We start from the raw sequence: 24,943 nt of genomic DNA on the forward strand, positions 1-24,943 counted from the left end.
ATGTCAGCACCTATGCTTAATGAACGAGACTTAGCGTTTTACTTATACGAGCTTTTTGATACGCAAGCGTTATGTCAGCGAGAACGTTATCAAGATCATGATAAACAAACGTTTGATGAAGTGATTAACACGGCAAAAACGATCGCAGAAAAGTACTTTATGCCGATAAGACAGAAACTTGATGTTCATCAACCAACTTTTGACGGCACTAAAGTTCATTTGATTGATGAAATGAAACCTGCTTATGACGCACTTAATGAGTCTGGTTTGCCTTCTGCTTGTGCTGATTATGAATTTAACGGCATGCAGCTACCGCCAATTGTTTCGTCAATAGCGGGCGCTTACTTATCTATTGCCGGTGGTAATGCCGTAGGCTATTCGATGCTGACAACGGCTAATGCCAATTTACTTGCTGCCCATGGTAGTGACGAGTTAATTGAGAAATGGGTTGTGCCTTTGCGTGAGGGGCGCTACGCCGGCACGATGGCGATGACAGAGCCAGATTGTGGTTCAGGTTTAGCTGATTTAACAACCTCGGCAAGTAAAGATGAACAAGGTAATTATCGGATAACAGGCAGTAAAATTTTTATCTCTGGCGGTGATCATGATTTGTCGGAAAATATTGTCCATTTAGTGCTAGCTCGTATCAAAGGCGCCCCTAAGGGAATCAAAGGTATCTCTCTTTTTGTGGTGCCTAAATTCCTCGTGAATGAAGACGGCACAATAGGTGATAGTAACGAAGTTGCATTATCAGGGCTGTTTCACAAAATGGGTGGCCGAGCTCACACCTCAACGGCACTTAGTTTTGGTGAAGATCAGGGCGCTATTGGTTACCTCGTTGGTGAGGAAAATAAAGGGCTACAATATATGTTTCATATGATGAATGAAGCACGTATTTTAGTTGGTACAGGCGCAGCAGTTATTGCCAATGCGGGTTATCAGTATTCATTGGATTATGCCAAAAACCGTCCTCAAGGCAGACTTCCTTCATCTAAAGATCCTTTGTCGCCAATGGTTAGTATTATCGAGCATGCTGATGTTCGTCGCATGTTACTTGCGCAAAAAGCCTATGCAGAAGGTGCGATGGCGCTTGTATTGTATGGCGCGCAGTTATCCGATGATGAAAAAACGGCGCAGACCCAAGAGCAAAAAGATCATGCCCATTTATTGTTAGATTTTCTTACGCCAATTATTAAAACTTGGCCTTCAGAATATGGCCCTAAGGCGAATGATTTAGCGATTCAAGTGCTTGGCGGTCATGGTTATATCAATGAACATCCAGTAGAAATGTTTTACCGAGACAACCGCCTTAATCCTATCCACGAAGGTACAACAGGTATTCAGTCTCTTGACTTATTGGCGCGCAAAGTGGTGATGAATAAGCAAGCAGGCTACAAAGCAACGATTGTTGAAATTGAGAAAACTATTCAACAGGCAAGTGCCCATGAGTCGCTAGCTCAATATACTCAGCAATTAACCAATGCACTTAACACCTTAAATAAAACCACGGTCTTTTTATTGCAATCAATGGCAACCAAAGACATTGATTTAGTGTTGGCAAATTCAGTGCAGTACTTGTCAATGTTCGGCCATGTCATTATTGCTTGGTTATGGCTAAAGAAGGCTGTTTTGGCAAATCAAGCGTTAGCAACTTCACAGCATGAAGAAGAGCAAGCTTTCTACCAAGGAAAACTGCAGGCAACGCAATATTTTTATCGCTATGAACTGCCACAAATTAGTTTATGGGCTGAAACATTGCTGTCTCTTGATGATACGACGATGACGATGCAAGAAAACTGGTTTTAGTTGGATTTAATTAAGGAAATAGTATGGCGACCATTATAAAAAGAACTGACATCGATAACTACATTGATCATCAAGCTGAGCCAACTACTTGGCATCAAGTCACGCAAAAACAAATTAATCAGTTTGCCGACTGTACCTTTGATCATCAGTTTATTCACGTAGACGAAGAGAAGGCCAAAGACACGCCGTTTGGTTTAACTATCGCCCATGGTTTTTTATCTCTATCTATGTTGTCGCATTTTGCAGAAGAGTTCTCTTTGATCATTGATGGCTTTTACATGGGTATCAATTCAGGATTCGACAAAGTCAGGTTTTTGCAGCCAGTAACGGTAGACAGTAATATTCGAGCACACGCACAAACCTTGTCGATAGAGGAAACTAAACCAGGACAATTTAGGCTAAAAACGCAAGTGAGTGTTGAAATCGAAGGAAATGATACACCTGCACTAGTGGCTGAGTGGATTTCCATTCAATTGGTTAAATAAAGGAGTAAACAATGACAATTAGCTTTAAAAATAAAGTCGCCATAATTACAGGTGCTGGTAATGGTTTGGGTCGAGCACATGCACTGGAATTGGCAAAGCGTGGCGCAAAAGTTGTCGTCAATGATTTAGGCGGTGCACGAGATGGCAGTGGTCATTCATCACAAGCAAGTGAAGATGTCGTCGCCTTAATTAAGGCTAACGGTGGCGAAGCTATTAGTCATGGCGCTAATGTAGCTAATTTTGACGAAGTTCAAGACATGGTTGATACGGCAATTGCTCGTTGGGGACGAATTGATGTGTTGATCAATAACGCCGGCATATTGCGCGACAAATCGTTTAGTAAAATGTCTTTAGACGACTTTAAACTCGTTATGGATGTTCATGTTATGGGCTCTGTAAATTGCACAAAAGCTGTCTGGGACATCATGAAAGAGCAGAATTATGGTCGAGTCGTGATGACAACCTCATCAAGTGGTATGTATGGTAATTTTGGCCAATCTAACTATGGCGCAGCAAAAATGGCTCTCATCGGTTTAATGAATACGCTCGTGCTAGAGGGGGCTAAAAATAACATACGGATCAATGCAATAGCGCCAACTGCGGGCACACGTATGACAGAAGATCTAATGCCGGAACAAATTGCACAAATTCTCTCGCCTGAAGCTGTGACTGCGGGGTTATTAACCTTATGTGATGATGACGCGCCCAATCGAACTATTTTATGTGCTGGTGCCGGTGGCTATGCCACTGCCAACATGTTTGAAACAGAGGGTGTTTTTTTAGCGATAGACGAACAATCGCCGGAAGCTGTCAGAGCGAAATGGTTAGAGGTAACGAATCAAGACAAACAAGCAGCGCTTGATGCTGGTGTAAAACAATCAGAAAAATTTGTTAAAAAGGCAATGGCCGCGTTATAGCTAAACTTTTGTGTGATTTCGAAGAATTTAACCACAAATTCGTAGTAAAAGATAATATTCTCAGTTAGGTTAAATAGCTGATAAAAAATAAAAACAATTAACTAGTAGAGTTATTAAGTTGGGGGAAAGTTACATGGAAAAAATTTGGTTAGAGAAGAGTTACCCGCCAGGTGTGCCGTTCGAGATTGATCCAGAAAAATACAGTTCGCTCGTTGAAATTATCAATAAATACCTTGTCCAATTTAGTGACAATACGGCTTTTATCAATATGGGTAAAAGCCTTACTTATAGCGAAGTTCACCAACAAGCAAAAACTTTTGCCGCTTATTTACAAAAAGACTTGGGACTACAAAAGGGCGATAAGTTTGCCATTATGATGCCCAACACGTTGCAATATCCGATTGCATTGTTTGCAGGCTTATTGGCGGGATTAACGGTGGTGAATGTTAATCCTCTCTATACTGCTCGTGAGCTTGAACATCAACTTAAAGATTCAGGTGCAAAAGCAATTTTAATTATTGAAAACTTTGCTCATACCTTAGAGCAGGTCATCGATAAAACAGATGTTAAACATGTCGTGATAACGGGTTTAGGCGATAGACTTGGTGGACTGAAAGGCATGTTAGTTAACGGTGTCGTTAAATATGTTAAGAAAATGGTGCCTAAATATCATTTACCTAACGCTGTAAGGTTTAATGATGCAATGGCTAAAGGAGCAAAACGATCATTTGACGAGGTAGAGGTCTCAGGTGATGACTTAGCTTTTTTACAATACACAGGTGGCACGACAGGTGTTTCCAAAGGTGTCATGCTTTCTCACCGCAATATGGTGGCAAATATTGAGCAGTCAAAAGCCATGACCAGCCCTATTTTTGATGTAGGTAAAGAATTTATGGTTACCGCTTTACCGCTTTATCATATCTTTGCTCTCAACTCGAATTGCCTGAGTTATATCTGCCACGGTGGTCAAAACTTACTTATTACAAACCCTAGGGATTTACCTAATTTCGTTAAAGAGTTATCAAACTATCAAATTACTGCCATTACTGGCGTTAATACCCTTTTTAATGGTTTATTGCATACGCCAGGGTTTAATGACTTAGATTTTAGCCGTTTAAAGATATCGTTTGGTGGCGGTATGGCTGTTCAAGAGGCCGTTGCCAATAAGTGGAAATCAGTAACAGGCAATCATATGCTTGAAGGCTATGGTTTGACAGAGTGCTGTCCTATGGTGTCGAGTTCACCTTATAACCAAACAGAGTTTAATGGCACCATTGGTGTTCCTGCAGCTTCTACCGATGTTAAACTTGTTGATGATAACGGCGAACGAGTGCCTCTTGGTGAACCTGGTGAATTGTGGGTGCAAGGGCCACAAGTTATGCAAGGCTATTACAATCGCCCTGATGCCACAGCTGAAGTAATGACAGACGATTGGTTTGCTACCGGCGACATTGCCACGATGGATGAAAACGGCTACCTCAAAATTGTTGATCGCAAAAAGGATATGATCATTGTGTCAGGCTTTAACGTTTATCCAAATGAAGTGGAAGAAGTGATCATGATGCATGATGGTGTCGTGGAAGTTGCTGCTATTGGTATGCCGTGTGAAGTCACTGGTGAAAAAATAAAAATATACCTTGTGTCGGACAGTGAAGATGTCACTAAAGAGTCGATTATTGCTCATTGCCGTAAACATTTAACTAATTATAAAGTTCCTAAAATTATCGAATTTTCTGACGACTTACCTAAGAGTAACGTGGGCAAAATTTTGCGTAAGGAACTACGAGATTTAGAGGCAAGTTAAGTTAATGCTCGACATTTATGCAGGTGAATCTGCTCGAAAAACAATAGAAGAAAATGGCTTTAATGCAGATTTATTCACCTCATTTTTAGGGGCCAGTGGTGGCCCTAAGTGGTTTACGCTGTTCGGCCTAGATAAATATTGCTTTGGTGAATTTTTCAAAGGAAGAACGGCACCTTTAAATATTATTGGCTCAAGCGCCGGTGCGTTTCGAAGCGCTTGTTTTGCGCAAAAAGATCCAGTAGCGGCCACCAAACGTTTTGCTAAACATTACAGTGAAACAACTTACACAGAAAAACCAGACGCAGCGGAAATTACAAAGAGCGTTATCGACATATTAGATGATCTTTTTGGTGAAACCGGCACTGACGAAATTATTCATAATGATGTCTTTAAAGCGCATTTCTTAGTGGCAAAGTGCAATGGATTTGCTGCCAGTGAAGATAAAACCAAGCAGTTTTTAGGTATGTCTAAGAGTTTTATCAACAATGCGCTATCAAGGAAACGATTAGCGTCTCAGTATGAACGTTATATTTTTCAACAAGCCAGTAGTAACTTATCGCTTGCTGATGAAGACGGTTTTGCCACCGTCAGGAAGAGTTTAACACCAGAAAATATTCGTCAGGCATTAATCGCGTCCGGTGCAATACCTTATGTAATGAAAGGAATTGAGAATATTCCAGGTTGTGAAACCGGCATGTACCGAGATGGTGGCATTATTGATTATCACTTTGATTTTAATATTCAAAACCCTGGATTAACGCTTTACCCACATTTCAGCTCAACATTGAAAGCAGGGTGGTTTGACAAAAGCTTGTCTCGAAAAGTACGAGCAAAGCATTACGACCGCACGGTTGTTATTTGTCCTTCACCTAAATATGTGGCGACGTTGCCATACCAAAAAATTTCAGATCGTAGTGACTTTACGGAAATGGAAACTCAACAACGACTTGATTACTGGCAACACATATTACATGCCAGCGAATATTTAGCAGAAGACTTTGATCAGTTTGTACAACAGCCTTCAATTAGCAAAATTAAACCGATGCAAGCATTGCTCGGTTAGCTTTACAAATAAGAGAGAGTAAGCATGACAATGTATAAAGCGATCAATTTAGTTGCTCGACCATCTGGTGGCCCGATAGGACCTGACCTTTTTGAGATCGTCGAAAAACCAATGCCAGAAGTTGCTGATGGGCAATTTTTAATTAAGCAAACCTATATGTCGTTAGATCCCGCAATGTTTGGCTGGATGAGTCCTGACACCAATAGCTATATTCCACCCGTTGCACTAGGTGAAGTGATGCGCAGTTCAGGTGTGGGTGAAATCGTCGAAAGTAACCACCCTGATTTTAGTGTCGGTGAGCACGTTATGGGCATGTTTGGTTGGCAAGAGTACCTTGTGTCTGACGGTAAAGGCATGAATAAAGTACCTGCAGGCGTTTCTGATGAAATGGTTTTAAGTATTTTTGCCTTACCCGGTTTAACTGCAACGCAAGGCCTATATGGCATTGGTAAACCTCAATCAGGTGAAACACTGGTTGTAACAGGAGCTGCGGGCTCGGTTGGCTCTATTGTAGGTCAATTAGCCAAAGCTGACGGCCTTAACGTGATTGGTGTGGTAGGTAGTGATGAAAAAGCCCGTTGGGTCGTTGAAGATTTAGGTTTTGACGGTGCGATAAATTACAAAACTGACGATTTAGTGGCTAAACTTGAAACACTAGCGCCAAACGGTGTCGATGTGTATTTTGAAAACACCGGCGGTGAGATTCAACATCATGTTTTCAATAAGATGAATACACATGGTCGTGTTGCTGTGTGTGGCATGATTGCTGATTACGCTAAAGCGGTGCCAAGTCCAGGTCCTAATTGGATACCAATGATCAAGAAACGCTTAACGGTTCAAGGCTTTGCTATGCCAGATCATTTTGGTGAAATTCCACAACTCTTAGGTAAGTTAACGCCTTATGTAACTTCTGGGAAAATTAAGTACCGCGCTCATGTGCTAGAAGGTATAGAAAGCGCTATTACTGGTCTTAATATGTTTTTCACGGGTGAAAACCAAGGTAAATTGATGGTTAAGCTATAACCGCAAACAACCAAAGGAACGAACATGAAAAAAATTATAATGTTATTGAGCCTAGTGGTCTGCATGTCGTTTAGTGCTTTTGCTAACGACCAAGTAGCGCTTAAAGATAAGATTGAAAATATTGATGATGCGAGCTTTCAATGTATTAAATCAATGACCAAAGTACGTGGTTTTTATGTTGATAATATTGATAGCGAGCGATTGGATGAAACCCTACTCGTTGCTCAAGCGGGCAAAGGTGAATATCCAGCCGGCTCAATTATTCAACTTGTACCGACTGAGGTTATGATCAAGCACCCTAAAGGGACTAACGATAAAACTAACGATTGGGAATTTTTCGAACTAAAAGTTGATAAACAAGGTAGCAAAATTCATGTTCGAGGATTTGAAAATGTCGTGAACAAATTTGGTGGTAACTGTTTAGATTGTCACCAAAAAGCGAAGCCAGAATTTGATATGGTGTGTGAGCAAGGACATGGCTGTGATCCAATTCCAATTACGCCGGCAATGACTGCTGTCATTCAAAAGACAGATCCTCGTTGTGAAGTGAATTACACACTCAATGCTGAAGAAATGGCGATTGCGAAGCAATTAAAAGCATTATTTGGCGGTTAACTTTGACGTAACAAGTTATAATTGTTAAAAGAAGGTGCGCTTAGCACCTTTTTTATTGGAAAGAATTCAGCACGTTAAGGAACATATTATGATTCGTTTGGTTTCCCTCGTTATAGGCTTGATGTTAACTGCATGTACTTCACAAATGTGGCAGGCGCCTACTTATCAAGAAAAAATTCTCGGCTACTACGGTGCTAAAGAAGAAAAGCTACTGATCGTTGAGGGTGAAGAATATAGCTATATTTTTGAAGCGACCCAACAATTAATCGACGTACTAGTGGCTAGTCGTACACAACCTTTTGCCCCGTATTACAGTGACTTTAAAGTGGATGAAAATAATAATGTGCGTGGTAACTTTGAACTTATCGCACGAGGAAATCCTGACAAAGAGCAGCTTCGGCAGATGGGCTTCTTCGAGAACAAATATAAAAACATGGTAATGCAGGTGCCATTAACTGGAAAAATTTATAAGTTAGAAGGTGAAATTCCTTTAGAAAAACTTAAGACAGATCATTTTGTGCTTGTACAAACGCCTGAAACTGGTTTATCAACACTGGGCAAGGTTGTTGCAACGCCAGCTACCTTAACTATAGATGCAGGCATGGTGATTGCGGCAGGAAGTATTTTTACAATGGTCGGCACGTTGAGTGCTATTGATCGATAAGCGATTAACAAAGAATTATGGAATAAGGCCTGCCTGAGTTGTTCACGCTGGCTTTATTTTTAGCGTTTAAAAGTGCTGAATTTTATTAATATAACCGATACTTGCATTGGCTTTTCCAGATAAAACCTTTAAATATCGCTGTGTAAACTTATCAGCAGAGTTATTATCACAAACCGTTAAATGCTCGAGTTTAAATTCTTTTTCACTAAACTTAATGAACTGATAAAAACTTTTCGCCATTAACTGCAGTAACTTATCTTTACCCCAATCGGCACTTCGTTTTTGCATTTGGTGCGGTGCAAAAAACATGTGTGGTTGTGGGCCTTCTAGAGACTGCTCTATTTCAACGTGTTGAAAGTGGGTCGCGCCAACTCTGCACGAATAGCATAATCGAGTGTTAAATAAGCCGTGTATCTGCGCTAATACATGCTTGTTACCCGCCATATCAACCAATACGCTTTGTCGATTATTATTGAGTGTATCAATAGCGTCATAGCTAATGACTTGGTCAAAACAGCCAAGCGATTTAACATAATCAACGCGAGAGGCGGATGTAATGCCTATTGCTGTTTTTTCACCGCGCGCTTTAATCGCAAAAGCAAGGGCGATACTCGTTTTGCTTGACGCACTAGTAATTAAAAATTGCTCGGCGTCAAAATACCGGTTATCAAAGAAGAAGTCTTCAATTAGCCAGGCAGTGGTATATAGCCCACGTAGTAAAATATCTAAATCTTCACAAGCCTTTTGATAAGTAGGGGAATTTTCAACACGTTCAAAAAAGCTATATATAGGCGCTAAGCTCAATCGTTCCGGTTTCATGTCGTAAAAGCCTGCGCTAGATACTTTTCCCGCTTGAATCGTTAAGTGACTCGACATTGGAAAAAAGCCCCATACTCGCTCACCTTCTTTAATATCAGCATGGTTGGTCTTTACAATGGTGCCATAACCCATCACAGGAATTCGGCCTAATTGTGGCTGACTGGCAGAGAAAAATTGCCAATAACCTAAGAAATCCCCCATTACCGCATAGCTAATGTTATTTGCCGTTAAGGCAAATTTATCTATCGCAATCACAATATTATTTTCAGGCAACTCATTTGGCAGTTTTTGCTGACAATATTGATATTCATTGAACGTTTTTTTGTTCACTTCGAAAGTTGTTTGTAACATTGCTACGTTCGCTGAATAAATGTTTGAATATGTTGATTCACTTCTTCATTTTTTTCATGGTGTAACCAATGTGATGCGTCGTTGAAAGTGACAAGCGAAAGGTCGTCTATGTAGTCGGATAAACCATAAGTACATTCTACGACAAACGCTTGATCTTGCTCGCCCCACATTACTAAGGTTGGGCGGCGAATATTAATTTGAGGAATGGTCATTTCTTGCGTGCTAACAACAGGGCCGCCATTGGCAACTTGTTTTTGGCTAGACGGCGCTAACTGAGGCATGGCGCGATAATACTGCAACATACCATTGATTGCCCCTTCTTGTTGCCAAACCTCTAAATAGCGCTGTTTAAGCGATTCAGTGAGTATATCGTCCTGCATGCTTGATAAGATCTTATCGAATAAAAATTGATAATTATTTGCCATCAGTTTACTTACTGCGTTTTTGGCTATCAGTTGGTGAATATATTCACTCTTTAGCTGCTGATTTGGGTTGTTAATCATTTCACGTGTAAAAGTACTTGGGTGAGCAGCATTTAGGATGATAAGGCGAGAAAATAGTTGTGGGTAAAAGGCAACTAACGGCCAGGCTATAGCACCTCCCCAATCATGTGCGACTAAAATTACTTCTTGTTGGTGAGCGACAGCTTTTATAAACTTTGAAAAGAAGCTAATTAAATTAGGTACTTGATAAAAGTTTATATTACTTGGCTTGTCGCTTAGGTTGTAACCGGGAAGATCCGGTGCTATTACTCGGTAATTCTGTGAAAAGTAAGTTATTTGGTTTTGCCAAGTATGCCAGCTTTCGGGAAAACCATGTAAGAATACGATAGTTTGGCTATGATTTTCTCCCGCCTCAACAAAATGTATATCGACTTCATCAATAGTGACATGTTGGTGTTTTACAGACATCGTTTTTCCTACTCGTTACTTACCTATGTTGTTCTTTAATCAAAGAACTGCACCGCGTTTTCTAACGGTTCACGTTCTGTTCGTGCTTTATTGGCTGGTGCATCATCTTCAGGATAACCAAATGACATGCCAAATAAGATACCGCGCTCTTCGGGAATGTTTAATAACGCTTTGACGGGCTCTGGAAATTGGCCAAGCGCGCCTTGCATACAGCTATTGATCCCTTGCTCTTGTAAAAGCAAAGAAAGGGTTTGAGCGTAAATACCTAAATCGACTGCGCCCATAATATTGAGGTATTTTTCCATAGTGAAAAATGCAACGTGCGGCGCATCAAAAAATTGCCAGTTTTTAACCATCGCCATTTGTCTCGCTTGTTTATCTTCACGAGCAATACCAAGCGCGCTATAAAGTGCATTTGCCGAGCCGAATTGACGATCTCTGTGTGCACCTTGATATTGCGGTGTCCAATCAAACTCTGGGGTAGGTTTAGCACCGTTCATCAATATTTTCATTAATTGTGCTTTAAGTGCTTCTTTCTTTGCACCTGAAACGACATAGACTTGCCAAGGTTGTACATTGCAATTCGATGGAGAAAGTTGGGCATCCTGAAAAATTTCCGTCAAAGTTTCTTGAGGTACGGCTTTAGGACTATATGCGCGAGTGGAATAGCGATTCGATAAAATGTGTTTTAATGACATGGATAGCTCTTTATTTTTAAAATGGAAATAGCCCTTTCGGGCTATTTTAAATTGTAAGGTTGTTATCTTGACACTGTTTATAATGACTGAAATAGCTAAATAAACTAGTGACTTAAATAATCATTTTAAAAACGTTTTTTAAACGTAATACCGTAAGTTACCGGCTCTGAAACATAAGCATTTAACTTACCTTCCTGTAGCGGCGTATTAAAGTTTGTACGGTTAATATATTCCTCATCAAACACATTACGTCCCCATAAGATAATATCGGTATCGTATTCTTCTAAATTCATATACCAACGTAAATTAACTAAGTTGTAGCTATCTTGTGTCGCATAAGGGTCGTTACTACCATCAAGCACCATATCGCCTGTATAGCTATATTCGACTTGTACGTATGAGAAGATGTTTTCACTTAAGTAAAACTCTTTTTTCAGTTTTAACATTAATTGATTTTCTGGCTCACCCGCTGGACGATCGCCTGAACGATTACAGTAAGGATTTGGGTTTGCAGGATCTGCGCTTTCTTGGCCAGGATCTGTAATACCTGTGTGCCATGAATAGGCAACCCAACAGTTACCGCGTTCAAAGCTCTTATACTCTGCATTTACGTATGCATATGCCAAGTTTACTTCGATTGAATCAGTAGGGAACCATGATGACTCTAGTTCAAAACCTGATATTTCATAGTCACCTGCGTTTTGTAAGTTAAAGCCATTACCAGTAAAGGTATTTGCTTGGAAATCATCAACCGTCGTGTAATGGGCAGCAGCGTTGATACGAAGGTTTTGTTCAATAAAGTCTTTCTTTAAACCCACTTCAAATGATGATGAGGTTTCAGCATCAAATATTGGCTCAAATCCTTCTCTAATACGGTCTGTATTTGTACCACCTGACTTATAGCCAGTGCCGTAAGATGCATATACCATGGTATCGCGGTCAACTTGATAACTTAGTTTAACCGTACCCGTGATTTGATCATCTTCTAATGTTTCATTGATATCAGCACGTGAGGCAGTTGTTGCGCCTAGTGCTTGGAATCCCCAGCCTAATGTTTGGAAGGGGGCAATAGCACCTAAAAAGTTAGGGTCAAATGGACTCATTTGGCCTGCACCAACTGCAGCCAACATTGCACCTGCTACTCCTGCACCATAAATCAATGTGCCCGGCACTGGCGCTGCTGGGTCACCTATTGCAGAGAAAAATGTTGGGAACTCAGAGCCATCAGGTAGGTTTTCACTAAATACCGTCGATAAATCTTTGCTTTCATCGGTATATCTTAAACCTGCGGTTAGCGTTAATGCATCAGTTAACTTGTAATCAAACTGGCCAAAAATGGCATAGCTTTCATGATCTTGTTCAGCGATATGATCGAAACCTGTACCCATAGGCGCTGCTTCAGCTGACGGTGCAATAGCGCCACCAGTTAACGCGCTTACGCCGTCAATTCCTGCTAAAAGGGGATCTAAAGCACCTTGGAAGCTAGACATAAAAAACGGATTGAACAATGTATCTGTATACAAGCTATAGTCTAAGTCTAAATCTTGGCTAAAGTAATATAAGCCTAAGATATAGTTTAGTTTTTCACTGGTGTAGTCTAAGCGAATCTCTTGTGAAAAAGAGCTTTGGGATGCATCATTTTTAGTACCGAATAAGTCAGCGTCGGTAAAATCTGTATCAGTGTCATCAAAAGATTCAAAGTTACGGTAAGCTGAAATTGCCGTGATTGAGTAGTTGTTATCTATCTCATAGTTTATTTCCATCGAAAGACCTTTGTCTTCCATGGTGGAAACCGGTAAAAATGACAAGGCAACTTCACGATCATAGAACGCGTCACCACCTGCGAACACGGTACCACCTAAGCCAGGCAGTACAGCATCACTACCAAATTTACCTGGGATTTCTGTTGCTTGTAAATTGCTTAGTTGTACCGGTGCGGCACAACAAATTTCATCAATTTCTGAATAATCAGCAATAAAGCGAATTTCTAATTCGTCTGTTGGTGTATAAAGCGCCTGTAATCGTGCGCCCCAGCGATCACGGTCATTGAGTTTGTTGTCACCTAAATTTACGTCATCAACGATACCATCTCGTTGGCTACCAAATGCGGTAATACGAAATGCTAGCACATCTTCAATTGCTGACATTGAAGCGGCACCTGAAAAGTTGACCAAACCATAATTACCTACGGTAGCTTCTACAAAGCCGTCTTCACCATCGTGGCTTGGTTTTACAGTACGAACTAATATTGCGCCAGAAGGCGTGTTTTTACCGAATAAAGTACCTTGTGGACCACGCAATACTTCAACAGCTTCAACATCAACAAGGTTGTTGATCATGGAGTTTTGACGAGCACGGTACACGCCATCAACGTACAAGCCTACTGACGACTCTAAACCGAAGTTTTGTGAAGAGGTACCAACACCACGAATTGAAAAGCTTGAATTGGTTGCACTTTGGCTTTGGAATGCACCTAAAGCAGGCACACTTGTTTGTAAGTCGTACATATCTTTAATGACGGCTTCAGACATTTCATCACCAGAAAATGCCGAAACTGCGATAGGTACTTCTTGTAAGTTTTGTATACGTTTTTGTGCTGTTACGGTAATGGTTTCTAAACCTTTGTCTTCAGCAGCGTCAGGTGTTTCTTGCGCTATACCTGTAAAGGAATTCATACTGAAAATAGCAGCTACGCTTATTGCGAGCCTACTCGGCTTAAATAATTTATTCGTTTTCATTGAGCTCTCCCCGTCATTATAGGCGACAACTAACTGCCCACTTTTTATATTTATTTTGTTTAATTTCTAGGCTTAAATACGTTTATTATTTTTGTTGTTTAATATTTGTACTTGTTCAATTTGACTAGTAAAAATGGGCTTGTCAAACATTTCAATAGTGTAGAAACTCTAAAGAAAGTCATAAACCACTGTGAGATATTGCACCAAACTTGACAGTGCAAAGGTGCACCTTGTCTGACCTGTGGTTAAAGTATTTATTCTAAAAGCTAAATAAATTTTAATTATTTTAACTATAGATTTGGTGAATTATGCTTTTAGAGGATAGAAACGAGAATTTACTATATGTGTTGGTGCGCCTAATAGGTTTAGGCGCACTCAAACTGTTAGTCCCAATGTGGTGAGAAGTCTGGAGTAGCGATACGATGATTACAATGTAATTGATTTATTTTTTCAACGTCATTTTGTTCTAATTGAATGTTGAGCCCAGCAAGGTTTGCTCGAATGTTTTCTGCTTTGGTCGATGATGGAATTGTGATCAACTTATTGGCCTGCGTCCAAGCAATAATCACTTGAGCTGGCGTACATTGTTGAGCACCTGCAATACCTTCAATTACTGGGTCTTTAAGTACTTTGCCAACCGCAAAAGGCATGTAGCCAGTAACCTTAATGCTATGTAAATGGCAATAATCTCTTAACGTTTGATTGGTTAGGTAAGGGTGCACTTCAACTTGATTGGTCAGAATTTTATATGTGGTAAATGCAGGCTTAATTTCTTCAAGCTGGGCAATCGTAAAATTTGACACGCCTATCTCGCGCGATAAACCGTGCTCTTTTGCCAACACCAGTTGTTTGGCAGCATCAAGCAAGCTGGTTTCTTTTGGCGGCGCAGGCCAATGGATTAATAACAAGTCGATATAATCGGGTGCCTAATTTATTTAAACTTTCTTTGACACTGGGCAAAAACTTTTCATCAGATAAATTATCATTCCATACCTTGGTTGTGAGAAAAATTTCCTGTCTTGGTACCTTACTATCAGTAATGGCTTGTCCAACTTCAAGTTCGTTACCGTATATTTGCGCTGTATCAATATGTCGGTAGCCTGCTTTGAGCGCTGTGAGAACTGATTGGTAGGCAACATCACCTTCTAAACGAAATGTGCCAAACCCCATTGATGGAATATCCATAATTTAACCTTTTTATATTTAGATGGCGCAGTTTACGCCTGCCTGATGTTAAATGTTATTGCTTTACATACACACGATAGCCGTATGCAGGAATCGTTAATGTTGATTCTGGAACGAGATTTGTAGCTGTTTGACTAAAATACTCTTGATATTGACCTAGTTGAATATTTTCATTGAACTGGACCTGTGTCGGCTGATCAGAGAAATTAATCGCAACAAAGACTTTATCGCCGTCCTTAATGCGGGCAAAGGAGAATACTTGCTTTGGTTTGTTATTAGGTACCGGGATCATTTTGCCGCCCCAATTGCCATTCCAAAGTGCTTTATTTTGATGTTTTAAGGTAAACAATGATTTGTATAAATCGCCAATAGGGTGAGACTGCCAGCTAATTTCATCTTTATCGAAGAACGCCAAAGATCGATCTAGGCCAGCTTCTTGTCCACTGTATAGCAAAGGCATGCCTTCTGCTGTCACTGTTAAGACAATGCTCGCTTCTAAATAAGGGCCATGGCGTTCAAACATGCTTTGCTCCCATGAGTTTTTGTCATGGTTATCAACAAAGTTCATTTTAATAGCATTATCTGGCCACGCATTAAGAGCATGCGCAAAATAGTGGTAAACGCCTGAAGCATCTTTATCACCTTTATTAACGGCCTCAAGGGTGTCATGGAGTTTCCATGCGTAACTCATATCGAACGCTTTTTTGTGAAGATCACGGGCGTCCCATTCTGCGAGCATAAATACCGGCTTAATATCGTCGAGCTCAGTACGAACATTGTCCCAAAAATCGGTTGGAATAAAACCAGCTACGTCAGCACGATAGCCATCAATATTGGTTTCTTTTACCCAATATTTTAAGGCGTTGGTCATGTACTCACGCATTTCAGGGTTTTGATAATCAAAGTCGATTATATCGCTCCAATCCCACCAAGGTGTTGGTTGAAAGTTGCCGTTATGATCTTTGGTATACCATTGTGGATTTGTTTCCGTTAGCGGATTGTCCCATGCGCTATGGTTAGCAACCCAATCAATAATAACGTACATATCCATGCTGTGCGCCCGATCAACAAGCGCTTTGAAATCATCTAATGTGCCAAATTCTGGGTTAACAGCCATGTAATCTTTTACTGCGTAGTAGCTACCTTTTTCTCCTTTACGGTTTTTATCACCAATCGGGTGAATTGGCATCAGCCAAAGAATATCAACACCGAGTGCTTTTAATCTTGGCAAATGTTCAGCAAACGCATTGAATGTGCCTTGTGGGGTATATTGACGGACATTTACTTCGTAAATTGTTGCGTTTTTAACCCATGCAGGGTGTTCAATCTCAACGTAAGGCTTAGGCAGATAATTTGTCATTGATGGCTGCTTGCTAATTTGTGATTGTTGCGATGTGCTTTGTTGGCTACATGCTGTTAATCCAAGTAATAGCAGTAGGGCAGGTAATTGCCATATTTTTGTTTTCATTTTTTAGCTCAACTTAGTAAACGAGTCGTTATTGTTATAGGAAATGCTTGGTTTAAAAATAGCCGTTGAGAAAATCACTGTTTCTGTATAGAAACAAACGGTGTATTATTTTTATTTTAGGGTTTAATCGTTGAGGGTTACATGCATTTAGAGCAATTGAGGTTGTTTGCTGAATTAGTTAACCATGGCAGTTTTACTAAAACCGCTGACGCTTTAGGTGTTTCAAAAGCCTATTTGTCTAAACAGATTAAAGCGTTAGAGCTTGAACTTAATTGCCAACTACTGTTTCGTAATACCCGTTCTATGCGCTTAACAACCGCAGGCGAAAGTATTAACCAGCGCGCCCAAAAGTTAACGTCTTTTTGGCAAGAAACACAGCAACTTGTTAAGCAACAAGAAGAAAAATTGGAAGGAACGGTTCGATTCACTGCACCTACAGGTTTAATGCAATCAAAACTTTCGGTGTTGGTTGGTACCGTTAATAAGCAATATCCAGGGATTAAACTTATTTGTGAAACGGGCAACCAAACTCACAACTTAGTCTCTGAGCCCTATGATTTTGCGATACGCATCACCAACACGCCACCAGATGATATGGTTGCGCTTAAATTGATGACATCCGCGTATATATGCTGTGCAAGCCCTGACTATATTGCACAGTTTGGTCAGCCTAAAACGCCTGAAGAGCTTAAAGAGTATGATTGCATCGCATTACACTATTGGCGTAATTGGCTATTTGTGAACTCAGGGCAACACGTCGATGTAGCCGTTGACGCCAAGTACCAGTTTTCTGATAACAGTTTGCTAAAGGATGCTGCGCTAAACCATTTAGGTATTACACGATTACCGGCATATTTGATAGAGAATGAGTTAGCACAAGGAGAGTTGGTCAATGTTTTACCTGAGTATTTGGGAGAAACACGCGATGTTTATTTGCTTTACCCACAAGAGCTTAATCGCCCAGAGCGCGTAAAGAGCGTGCTCAACTGTATTAAGTCAATGATTACCCAGTAAATTAAGTCATTCTTACAAAGCTTAATATATCGAAGAATTTATGTAGCCTGCAGCATGTCAATTTGGTGCTAAGCACTTCAATCTTACAGAGAAAAACAGCTGCTGAGATGGCTTGAGTACCAAATAGTGCTTTTTTTAACGTGATATTTTGCTTAAACTGTAAGCAATATTCCGCTGTTTTTTATACATATGACGCAGGCTTTACTTTGGCAAGATGACATTGAGCATAATGATGATTATGCGAAATTGTGTAATGCCCTCTATGAAAGAGAGTTAGCCACGCTTGCTCAAAGTGTTAATGTGTCGGTTCAAGGATTGCAGTCACGCTTAAAAAGCCTACCTTATTACATTAAACGCACTGCAGATCATATGACATTATGTGACTCCCCGTTAGCTCTTGATGTGCAAAACGGTAGTTGGACACTTAAGCAATCGGCTAAAATGCCTGACCTTAATAAAGACTTTGCTGCTACTTTGCGTTGGTATAGCGCAACTACGTTGCCATTGGGGTTAGTTATTCCAGTTCAAACATTACAAGGTTATGAACTGGATTCTATTGATAGAGTAGATACCGACAAGCTGCGTTTTCGCACTAATGCTCATGGTTGGTTTAGTTTTTCAGAAGAGCAAGAGCTTGAACCTGAAGTTAATTTTCATTTAATCAAACCTACAAAGCGTGCATTTATGTTAGCGTGCGCTGGGCATCGATGGGTGAATCAACAAAAAGCACAACCTAAAAGGCTCTCATTGAGAGAATTACTGTTATCTTGCAATATTAATTGGAAAAACTTCAAAAAAACGGCACCACCAATACGATAAGTGTTAATTAACGCATAATTTTAATTTACTTAACAGATCACCCTTTTATAATAGCTATAAGACATACCAACAATAAGTTTACACAGCGCTATGCGTGTCGTTTCTATTATCTTGCTTACATTTTTGCTATTGCTACAGTACCGACTCTGGTTCGGCAAAAACTCTGTGCCTGATTATTTAGATCTGAAAGAAGAAGTCACACGTCAAACCGCTGATAACGATAAACTTAAACAACGTAATAAGATTCTTTATGCTGATATCGACGACTTAAAGTCGGGTGTCGAAGCGATTGAAGAGCGCGCGAGAAATGAATTAGGTTTAATTAAAGAAGATGAAGTTTTCTTTCGCGTGATCCCAAAACACAAAGAAGAAGCGTTGGATAATCAATCCAAGGAAATTGTCATTGAATAAGCATAGGTCGCCACGCTTTGCTGTAGTTGTTCCAGCAGCTGGCGTGGGGAAGCGAATGAAGTCAGCTTGCCCAAAGCAATATTTAAAGATCGCTGATAAAACCGTTTTAGAACATACTGTCGATAGGCTACTTAAGCACCCACTCATTGATAAAGTTATCATTGCGTTAGGTCAGCATGATGAATACTTTAACTCAACCAGCCTACCTCAAAATAAACATGTTGAAACGGTTCTCGGTGGTCAAGAGCGGGTTGATTCAGTATTGGCAGGGCTACATAAATTGGCTGAGCTCAATTTTGAATGGGCTATTGTGCATGATGCAGCAAGACCTTGCGTGAGTGTTGAAGATATTAATCAGTTGATAAAACGTTGTTTATCAGCAAAACAAGGTGGCTTATTGGCCTATCAAGCAAAAGACACGATTAAACGAGCTTCGTCGACGCAAGAAGTTGAAAGTACCGTCGACCGCTCTGTACTTTGGCATGCACTAACGCCTCAGATGTACCAAACAACATTGCTTATCAATGCCATTGAACAAGGCTTAAAGCAAAACTATGTTATCACCGATGAATCATCTGCAATTGAGTTTATCGAACAGCCGAGTCTATTGGTAGAAGGTGCTAGCGATAATATTAAGATTACAAGACCAGAAGACTTAGCATTAGCTACGTTTATTTTATCAAATCAACAAACAATGAAGCAGGAAGAAGTATGCGAATAGGTCATGGTTTTGATGTCCACAAATTTGGTGGCGAAGGGCCAATTGTTTTAGCTGGTGTTGAGATAGACTATCAGCAAGGGTTTGTTGCCCATTCTGATGGCGATGTTGCTATTCATGCATTATGTGATGCCATTCTTGGTGCGTTAGCACTGGGTGACATAGGTAATCACTTTCCCGATACAAGTGACGAATATGAAAACATATCGAGCCGCATCTTATTGCGTCATGTCGTTGGCTTGATGAAAGACAAAGGCTATCAGTTAGGTAATGCAGACATTACCATCGCTGCACAAGCTCCAAAAATAGCACCGCATTTATTGCCAATGAGAACATGTTTAGCAGAAGATCTTACCTGTGATATTGATCAAGTAAACGTTAAAGCGACGACCACTGAAAAATTAGGTTACGTCGGTCGTAAAGAAGGGGTTGCTGTGCATGCGGTTGTCTTACTAGAAAAGGCGGTTTCATGAGTGAATTAAAACCCGTACCTTATTTACATGGCACCCCACAATCCTCAGGTAAATTAAGATCGCAAATGGCAGATTTCAAAGTGTTTGAAATCTTACCTTTTGAGCCTTGTGGAGAAGGTGAACACCTTATTATTCACATTGAGAAAACGGGTGCCAATACGGTATTTGTGGCACGTCAGCTGGCTAAGTACTTCGGTGTCGCAGAAAAGTTTGTAACCTATGCGGGCTTAAAAGATCGATTCGCTATTTGTCAGCAGTCTTTCGGCGTACATGTACCCGGTAAGAAAAACTACGATCTTGGCGATCTAGACATTGAGGGGGTTAAAGTCCTCAGTTGGCAGCGACACAACAAAAAATTAAAAACTGGCGCGTTAATTGGTAATCGCTTTGAAATTACCTTAACTGATGTTAGTGATGTTGAAGATGTGGAACAACGCTGGCAGAAAATTTGTACGCGCGGCGTACCGAACTATTTTGGCGAACAACGTTTTGGTATTGATGGTGGCAACATCGCGCGCGCTCAGTATTTATTTGAAGGCAATAAGGTTAAAGACAAGAAAAAGCGCAGTATTTATCTTTCTGCTGCAAGATCACTAATTTTTAATCAAATTGTCGCTAAACGCATTGAAGAAAATATGTACGATGTGTTGCATGCAGGTGATGTTTGCATGTTAGCGGGTACGCAATCTGTTTTCTTGGCAGAAGAAGTTGATGACACATTATTAAATCGTCTGGATGAAAAAGACATCGATTTAACGGCTTCCATGTGGGGAGCGGGTTCATTAATGAGCCAAGGTGATATTGCAGAACTTGAAGAAGACGTTGCCAATGAAAATGAACTTTTTGCAAAAGGCCTAGCAAAGTTTGGCTTGAAACAAGAGCGCAGAAGAATACGTTTAACTATTGCACAGCCGAAAATAGCAGTTAGCGAAAACCAAGTAACCGTTAGTTTCTTTTTACCTTCTGGCTGTTTTGCTACGACAGTTTTGCGTGAACTATTGAACTATCAAGACATGACAGTGCGTGTTACTAAAGAAACGTCATAAGGAAGTAAGATGAAGATATTAGTGAGTAATGACGATGGTGTGAATGCACCTGGTATGAAGGTTTTACAACAGGCGTTAGCAGCCCTTGGCGAGACAATGGTAGTTGGCCCTGATAGAAACTGCAGTGGCGCTAGTAACTCACTAACACTCATTAACCCTTTGCGTACCCAGGTTTTAGATAATGGTTATATTAGTGTCAATGGTACACCAACAGACTGTGTCCATTTAGCGATTAGCCAGTTGTGTGAAACGCCACCTGATTTAGTGGTCGCAGGTATTAATCATGGCGCAAACCTAGGTGACGATGTTCTTTATTCTGGCACTGTAGCGGCAGCTACTGAAGGACGTCATATGGGGATGCCAGCAATTGCTGTTTCGCTTGTTGGCAAAGAAGAAAAGCATTATGAAACAGCGGCGCAAGTAGCCGTTAAAGTGATTGAACGCTTAAAGGCTCATCCATTAAAGTCAGATCAAATTTTAAATATTAATGTGCCAGATATACCGATATCAGAGCTCAAAGGTATTAAAGCAACACGTTTAGGGCATCGTCACAAAGCCGAAACAATGAAAAAAATGAAAGACCCATGGAATCGCGATATCTATTGGTACGGTTCGCTTGGCCAAGAATTAGACGCAGGTGAAGGAACAGATTTTCATGCCGTCGCTAATGGTTTTGCTTCGGTAACGCCGTTAACAGTTGATATGACAGCCCATAACAGTTTAAATACTATGCAACAATGGATAAGTGAAGTTAAATTATGAGTCGACTCGTAGGTAGCAGAATTGGTGGTAAGTCGAGTAGAAGCGGCGAAGTGTTGGCTCAGCAGCTTGCAAATGAAGGAATTACCGACCAACGAGTGTTACAAGCTATAGCACGTTCGCCACGTCATATTTTTGTACCAGAAATTCTAGCGCACAAAGCTTATGAAAATAACGCATTACCTATTGGACAAGGCCAAACCATTTCACAACCTTATATTGTTGCAAAAATGTCAGAACTTTTGCTTGAAGATGGTGTCCCAGAAAACGTATTAGAAATAGGTACGGGGTCTGGTTATCAAACGTCTATTTTGGCGCAATTGATTCCTAAGGTTTATTCAGTTGAGCGAATTAAAACGTTGCAGTTTCAAGCTAAACGTCGATTGCAGGCGATGGATCTGCATAACATATCGATGAAGCATGGTGACGGTTGGAAAGGCTGGCAATCAAAAGCACCTTTTCAAGCAATTATTGTGACTGCAGCGCCAACAAGTGTACCGCAAGCTTTGCTAGACCAACTCAGTGAAGGTGGCAAGCTAGTGATTCCGGTAGGCGATCAAACCCAAGTATTGAAAATAATTACAAAACAAGGCGAGCAATTTCATGAGAAGCTCGTTGAAGCCGTAAAGTTTGTACCTTTAGTTCCCGGAGCCGTTGTTTGAAGATTTTTTCTAAGCTGTATGAATGGACCATGCAGTGGGCAGAGCATAAGTTTGCACCTAGAGCCCTAGCGTTTTTAACCTTTATTGAATCTATTTTTTTTCCTATCCCACCAGACGTACTGTTAGCGCCTATGGTGTTGTCTAAGCCTGAAAAAGCTTGGCGCTTTGCCACCATAGCTACCGTATCATCTGTACTTGGCGGTGCACTTGGTTACTGGCTAGGCGCATGGATGTTTGAACCATGGATTGAACCAGCAATTAACCAGCTAGGTTACGGCCACAAACTCGAGCAAGTCATGCTATGGTTCGAGCAGTGGGGCGTGTGGGTGGTATTTGTCGCAGGCTTTTCGCCAATCCCTTACAAACTCTTTACGGTTAGCGCAGGATTTTTGAGTTTAGCGTTTCTACCCTTTTTAATTGCTTCGACCATTGGTCGTGGTATGCGATTTTTTCTCGTTGCAGGGTTAATTAAATTAGGGGGGGCTGAAATGGAAGCAAAAATTCGCCGCTGGGTTGATATTATCGGTTGGGGTGTTGTTGCCTTAATTCTTGTTGCATATATCTATCATACCCAAACGAGTTAGTTATGTTGGGAGCTAACTGGTATAAAAATGCTATTCTAGTATGTTTACTGTTACTTGCAGGCTGTTCTTCTAAGCCTCAAAAGCCTGCCCCTGTTGTAGACATTCAAGGGCATGCTCCCATCACTAACAAGTCTAAAAACACGCTCCAACAAAGTGAATATTTAGTTAAAAAAGGTGAAACCTTATACGCTATTGCATGGCGTGCGAATGTGAATGTGAAAACATTAGCTTCATGGAATAATATCACCGCGCCTTACCATATCTACCCAGGACAGAAGCTATCGCTTTCGAAGGCAATTTCAAAGCCAAAAAATAGTGCAAAAACTCCACCTCAACCGAATAAAAACTCAGCTAATAAAAGTGAAAAAAATGTAAAGAAAGCGGTTGATCAGAAAAAAAATCAGGAGTATGGTGTTAATGAAGGTGGACAAAAAATCAACAGAAAAAGTACACAAAAACAAAGTACTTTCTCTCAGAAAATCCGCCGATGGCTATGGCCACATAACGGAAAAGTAGTTCAAACCTTTTCTACTAAAGTACAAGGAAATAAAGGCATTGATATTGCCGGTCGCAAGGGAGATAACATCAAAGCTGCGGCATCTGGCACTGTTGTATATGCTGGTAATGCATTAAGAGGTTATGGCAACCTCGTTATAATCAAACATAATGATGATTATCTCAGTGCATATGCCCATAATGATCGTATATTGGTCAAAGAGCAACAACAGATCAACGCTGGTGATGTAATCGCCAAAATGGGAGATACCGACGCCCAAAGAGTCATGCTTCATTTTGAAGTTCGCTTTCGTGGCAAGTCAGTTAATCCGCAGAAGTATTTGCCGAAAAAATGATCGAAAGATTAATAAACTCGTCACGTTAATAAATTAATAATAAATAATAATTATAAATGGAGAGCAATTGTGTAGTTAATACCAATAATAATACTTGCTATTAGGAGAAGTGGCATGGGCATTAATAAAGAAATAAACGATGTTGTTGTTGAACCGGTAAGTAAAAAGAGAGAGAAAGAAGAAGCATCTTCTAACTTAGATGCGACCCAGCTTTATTTAGGAGAAATTGGTTTTTCGCCTTTGTTAAGTGCAGAAGAAGAAGTTTACTTTTCCCGCCTTGCCCTGAAGGGGGATGAAGCAGCGCGTAAGCGCATGATCGAAAGTAATTTAAGACTCGTTGTGAAAATTGCACGACGATACAATAATCGCGGCCTTCCACTATTAGACCTTATCGAAGAAGGTAACCTTGGCCTAATTAGAGCTGTAGAAAAGTTTGATCCAGAACGTGGATTTAGATTTTCAACATATGCTACCTGGTGGATTCGTCAAACCATTGAACGCGCAATTATGAATCAAACGCGCACAATTCGATTACCTATTCATGTTGTGAAAGAGCTAAACATATACTTACGTACAGCTCGTGAGTTAATTCAAAAGCTAGATCATGAACCAACCGCAGAAGATATTGCAAGCGAGCTAGATAAGCCTGTTGAAGATGTCAGCAAGATGTTGAAACTTAACGAGCGCATTACATCGGTTGATACACCTTTTGCTGGCGATTCAGAAAAAGCCTTGCTTGATGTCATCCCAGATGAAAAAGGCGGTGGCCCAGAAAATAAATTGCAAAACAGTGACTTGAAAAACAATATTGTGGTTTGGCTAAATGAGCTTAACTCTAAACAACGTGAAGTGCTTGCTAGACGTTTTGGTTTATTAGGTTATGAAGCTGCAACACTAGAAGATGTTGGTTCTGAAATTGGCTTAACCCGTGAACGTGTGCGTCAAATTCAAGTAGAAGCATTGAAACGTTTAAGAGACATGCTAGGTCAACAAAACCTATCGTTAGAGTCCTTATTCCAAGAATAATGCTGTAAAAAGTAATGCATCGAAAGGTCAACG

At 40.5% G+C, this 24,943-nt stretch carries 24 protein-coding genes and 1 pseudogene; 19 read left to right on the plus strand and 6 right to left on the minus strand.

The window, feature by feature from the left end; all coding sequences use genetic code 11:
• The 8 genes from QQK02_RS06040 to QQK02_RS06075 all read left to right on the plus strand — a co-directional run bounded on the left by QQK02_RS06040 (nt 1) and on the right by QQK02_RS06075 (nt 8,377).
• Nucleotides 1-1,806, plus strand: coding sequence for an acyl-CoA dehydrogenase (locus QQK02_RS06040; RefSeq protein WP_284207080.1), 1,806 nt, complete (start codon nt 1-3; stop codon nt 1,804-1,806).
• Between the two features lie 23 nt (nt 1,807-1,829).
• Complete coding sequence (locus tag QQK02_RS06045) at nt 1,830-2,291, plus strand: MaoC family dehydratase (protein ID WP_284207081.1); 462 nt, start codon at nt 1,830-1,832, stop codon at nt 2,289-2,291.
• An 11-nt stretch (nt 2,292-2,302) separates the two neighbouring features.
• Nucleotides 2,303-3,208 carry an SDR family NAD(P)-dependent oxidoreductase gene (locus tag QQK02_RS06050; protein ID WP_284207082.1) on the plus strand — a complete coding sequence of 302 codons (906 nt, stop codon included), beginning with the start codon at nt 2,303-2,305 and terminating at the stop codon, nt 3,206-3,208.
• A gap of 133 nt (nt 3,209-3,341) precedes the next feature.
• Nucleotides 3,342-5,012 (plus strand): long-chain-fatty-acid--CoA ligase FadD, encoded by a 1,671-nt coding sequence (gene fadD / locus QQK02_RS06055; protein WP_284207083.1) that lies wholly within the window; start codon nt 3,342-3,344, stop codon nt 5,010-5,012.
• A 4-nt stretch (nt 5,013-5,016) separates the two neighbouring features.
• Nucleotides 5,017-6,075, plus strand: a complete 1,059-nt coding sequence (locus QQK02_RS06060; RefSeq protein WP_284207084.1) for a patatin-like phospholipase family protein — start codon at nt 5,017-5,019, stop codon at nt 6,073-6,075.
• Between the two features lie 24 nt (nt 6,076-6,099).
• Entirely contained in the window at nt 6,100-7,098 is a 999-nt protein-coding gene (locus tag QQK02_RS06065; RefSeq protein ID WP_284207085.1) for an NADP-dependent oxidoreductase, read from the plus strand.
• 24 nt (nt 7,099-7,122) lie between these two features.
• Nucleotides 7,123-7,713, plus strand: coding sequence for a hypothetical protein (locus QQK02_RS06070; protein ID WP_284207086.1), 591 nt, complete (start codon nt 7,123-7,125; stop codon nt 7,711-7,713).
• Nucleotides 7,714-7,801: 88 nt separating this feature from the next.
• Nucleotides 7,802-8,377: a hypothetical protein gene (locus QQK02_RS06075; protein ID WP_284207087.1), complete on the plus strand. Its 576-nt coding sequence runs from the start codon at nt 7,802-7,804 to the stop codon at nt 8,375-8,377.
• Between the two features lie 66 nt (nt 8,378-8,443).
• Here QQK02_RS06075 and QQK02_RS06080 read toward each other — a convergent pair whose 3' ends face one another.
• The 6 genes and pseudogenes from QQK02_RS06080 to QQK02_RS06105 form a co-directional block, all read right to left on the minus strand.
• Nucleotides 8,444-9,547 carry a DUF2855 family protein gene (locus tag QQK02_RS06080; protein WP_284207088.1) on the minus strand — a complete coding sequence of 368 codons (1,104 nt, stop codon included), beginning with the start codon at nt 9,545-9,547 and terminating at the stop codon, nt 8,444-8,446.
• Between the two features lie 2 nt (nt 9,548-9,549).
• On the minus strand, nt 9,550-10,458 hold the full coding sequence (locus QQK02_RS06085; protein ID WP_284207089.1) for an alpha/beta fold hydrolase: 909 nt from the start codon (nt 10,456-10,458) through the stop codon (nt 9,550-9,552).
• A gap of 35 nt (nt 10,459-10,493) precedes the next feature.
• Nucleotides 10,494-11,156 carry a nitroreductase family protein gene (locus QQK02_RS06090; RefSeq protein WP_284207090.1) on the minus strand — a complete coding sequence of 221 codons (663 nt, stop codon included), beginning with the start codon at nt 11,154-11,156 and terminating at the stop codon, nt 10,494-10,496.
• Nucleotides 11,157-11,281: 125 nt separating this feature from the next.
• A complete protein-coding gene (locus tag QQK02_RS06095) occupies nt 11,282-13,894 on the minus strand; it encodes a TonB-dependent receptor (RefSeq protein WP_284207091.1) in 2,613 nt (870 codons plus the stop codon).
• Nucleotides 13,895-14,277: 383 nt separating this feature from the next.
• Nucleotides 14,278-15,079 (minus strand): annotated as a pseudogene (gene dkgB / locus QQK02_RS06100) (2,5-didehydrogluconate reductase DkgB).
• Nucleotides 15,080-15,134: 55 nt separating this feature from the next.
• Nucleotides 15,135-16,547, minus strand: coding sequence for an alpha-amylase family glycosyl hydrolase (locus QQK02_RS06105; protein ID WP_284207092.1), 1,413 nt, complete (start codon nt 16,545-16,547; stop codon nt 15,135-15,137).
• Nucleotides 16,548-16,688: 141 nt separating this feature from the next.
• On the opposite strand from QQK02_RS06105, the gene QQK02_RS06110 reads away from it, so the two are divergent.
• The 11 genes from QQK02_RS06110 to rpoS all read left to right on the plus strand — a co-directional run bounded on the left by QQK02_RS06110 (nt 16,689) and on the right by rpoS (nt 24,910).
• Complete coding sequence (locus tag QQK02_RS06110; protein ID WP_284207093.1) at nt 16,689-17,561, plus strand: LysR family transcriptional regulator; 873 nt, start codon at nt 16,689-16,691, stop codon at nt 17,559-17,561.
• Between the two features lie 189 nt (nt 17,562-17,750).
• Complete coding sequence (locus QQK02_RS06115; RefSeq protein WP_284207094.1) at nt 17,751-18,380, plus strand: hypothetical protein; 630 nt, start codon at nt 17,751-17,753, stop codon at nt 18,378-18,380.
• A gap of 90 nt (nt 18,381-18,470) precedes the next feature.
• Nucleotides 18,471-18,791 carry a cell division protein FtsB gene (gene ftsB / locus QQK02_RS06120; protein WP_284207095.1) on the plus strand — a complete coding sequence of 107 codons (321 nt, stop codon included), beginning with the start codon at nt 18,471-18,473 and terminating at the stop codon, nt 18,789-18,791.
• Entirely contained in the window at nt 18,784-19,512 is a 729-nt protein-coding gene (ispD, locus tag QQK02_RS06125; protein ID WP_284207096.1) for a 2-C-methyl-D-erythritol 4-phosphate cytidylyltransferase, read from the plus strand. Before ftsB ends, ispD begins: the two co-directional genes overlap by 8 nt.
• The gene (gene ispF / locus QQK02_RS06130) at nt 19,503-19,982 is read left to right on the plus strand and encodes a 2-C-methyl-D-erythritol 2,4-cyclodiphosphate synthase (RefSeq protein ID WP_284207097.1); all 480 of its coding nucleotides are present in this window, start codon (nt 19,503-19,505) and stop codon (nt 19,980-19,982) included. The genes ispD and ispF overlap by 10 nt, the downstream gene beginning before the upstream one ends.
• Nucleotides 19,979-21,028: a tRNA pseudouridine(13) synthase TruD gene (truD, locus tag QQK02_RS06135; protein ID WP_284207098.1), complete on the plus strand. Its 1,050-nt coding sequence runs from the start codon at nt 19,979-19,981 to the stop codon at nt 21,026-21,028. Before ispF ends, truD begins: the two co-directional genes overlap by 4 nt.
• 9 nt (nt 21,029-21,037) lie before the next feature.
• Complete coding sequence (gene surE / locus QQK02_RS06140; RefSeq protein ID WP_284207099.1) at nt 21,038-21,790, plus strand: 5'/3'-nucleotidase SurE; 753 nt, start codon at nt 21,038-21,040, stop codon at nt 21,788-21,790.
• Nucleotides 21,787-22,449, plus strand: coding sequence for a protein-L-isoaspartate(D-aspartate) O-methyltransferase (locus QQK02_RS06145; RefSeq protein ID WP_284207100.1), 663 nt, complete (start codon nt 21,787-21,789; stop codon nt 22,447-22,449). The genes surE and QQK02_RS06145 overlap by 4 nt, the downstream gene beginning before the upstream one ends.
• The gene (locus QQK02_RS06150) at nt 22,446-23,033 is read left to right on the plus strand and encodes a YqaA family protein (protein WP_284207101.1); all 588 of its coding nucleotides are present in this window, start codon (nt 22,446-22,448) and stop codon (nt 23,031-23,033) included. The genes QQK02_RS06145 and QQK02_RS06150 overlap by 4 nt, the downstream gene beginning before the upstream one ends.
• 2 nt (nt 23,034-23,035) lie before the next feature.
• A complete protein-coding gene (locus QQK02_RS06155; RefSeq protein WP_284207102.1) occupies nt 23,036-23,884 on the plus strand; it encodes a peptidoglycan DD-metalloendopeptidase family protein in 849 nt (282 codons plus the stop codon).
• 114 nt (nt 23,885-23,998) lie between these two features.
• Nucleotides 23,999-24,910: an RNA polymerase sigma factor RpoS gene (rpoS, locus tag QQK02_RS06160; protein ID WP_284207103.1), complete on the plus strand. Its 912-nt coding sequence runs from the start codon at nt 23,999-24,001 to the stop codon at nt 24,908-24,910.
• Nucleotides 24,911-24,943 lie beyond the last annotated feature (33 nt).

The organism is Thalassotalea eurytherma, assembly GCF_030161415.1.
Classification (GTDB): domain Bacteria; phylum Pseudomonadota; class Gammaproteobacteria; order Enterobacterales; family Alteromonadaceae; genus Thalassotalea_G; species Thalassotalea_G eurytherma.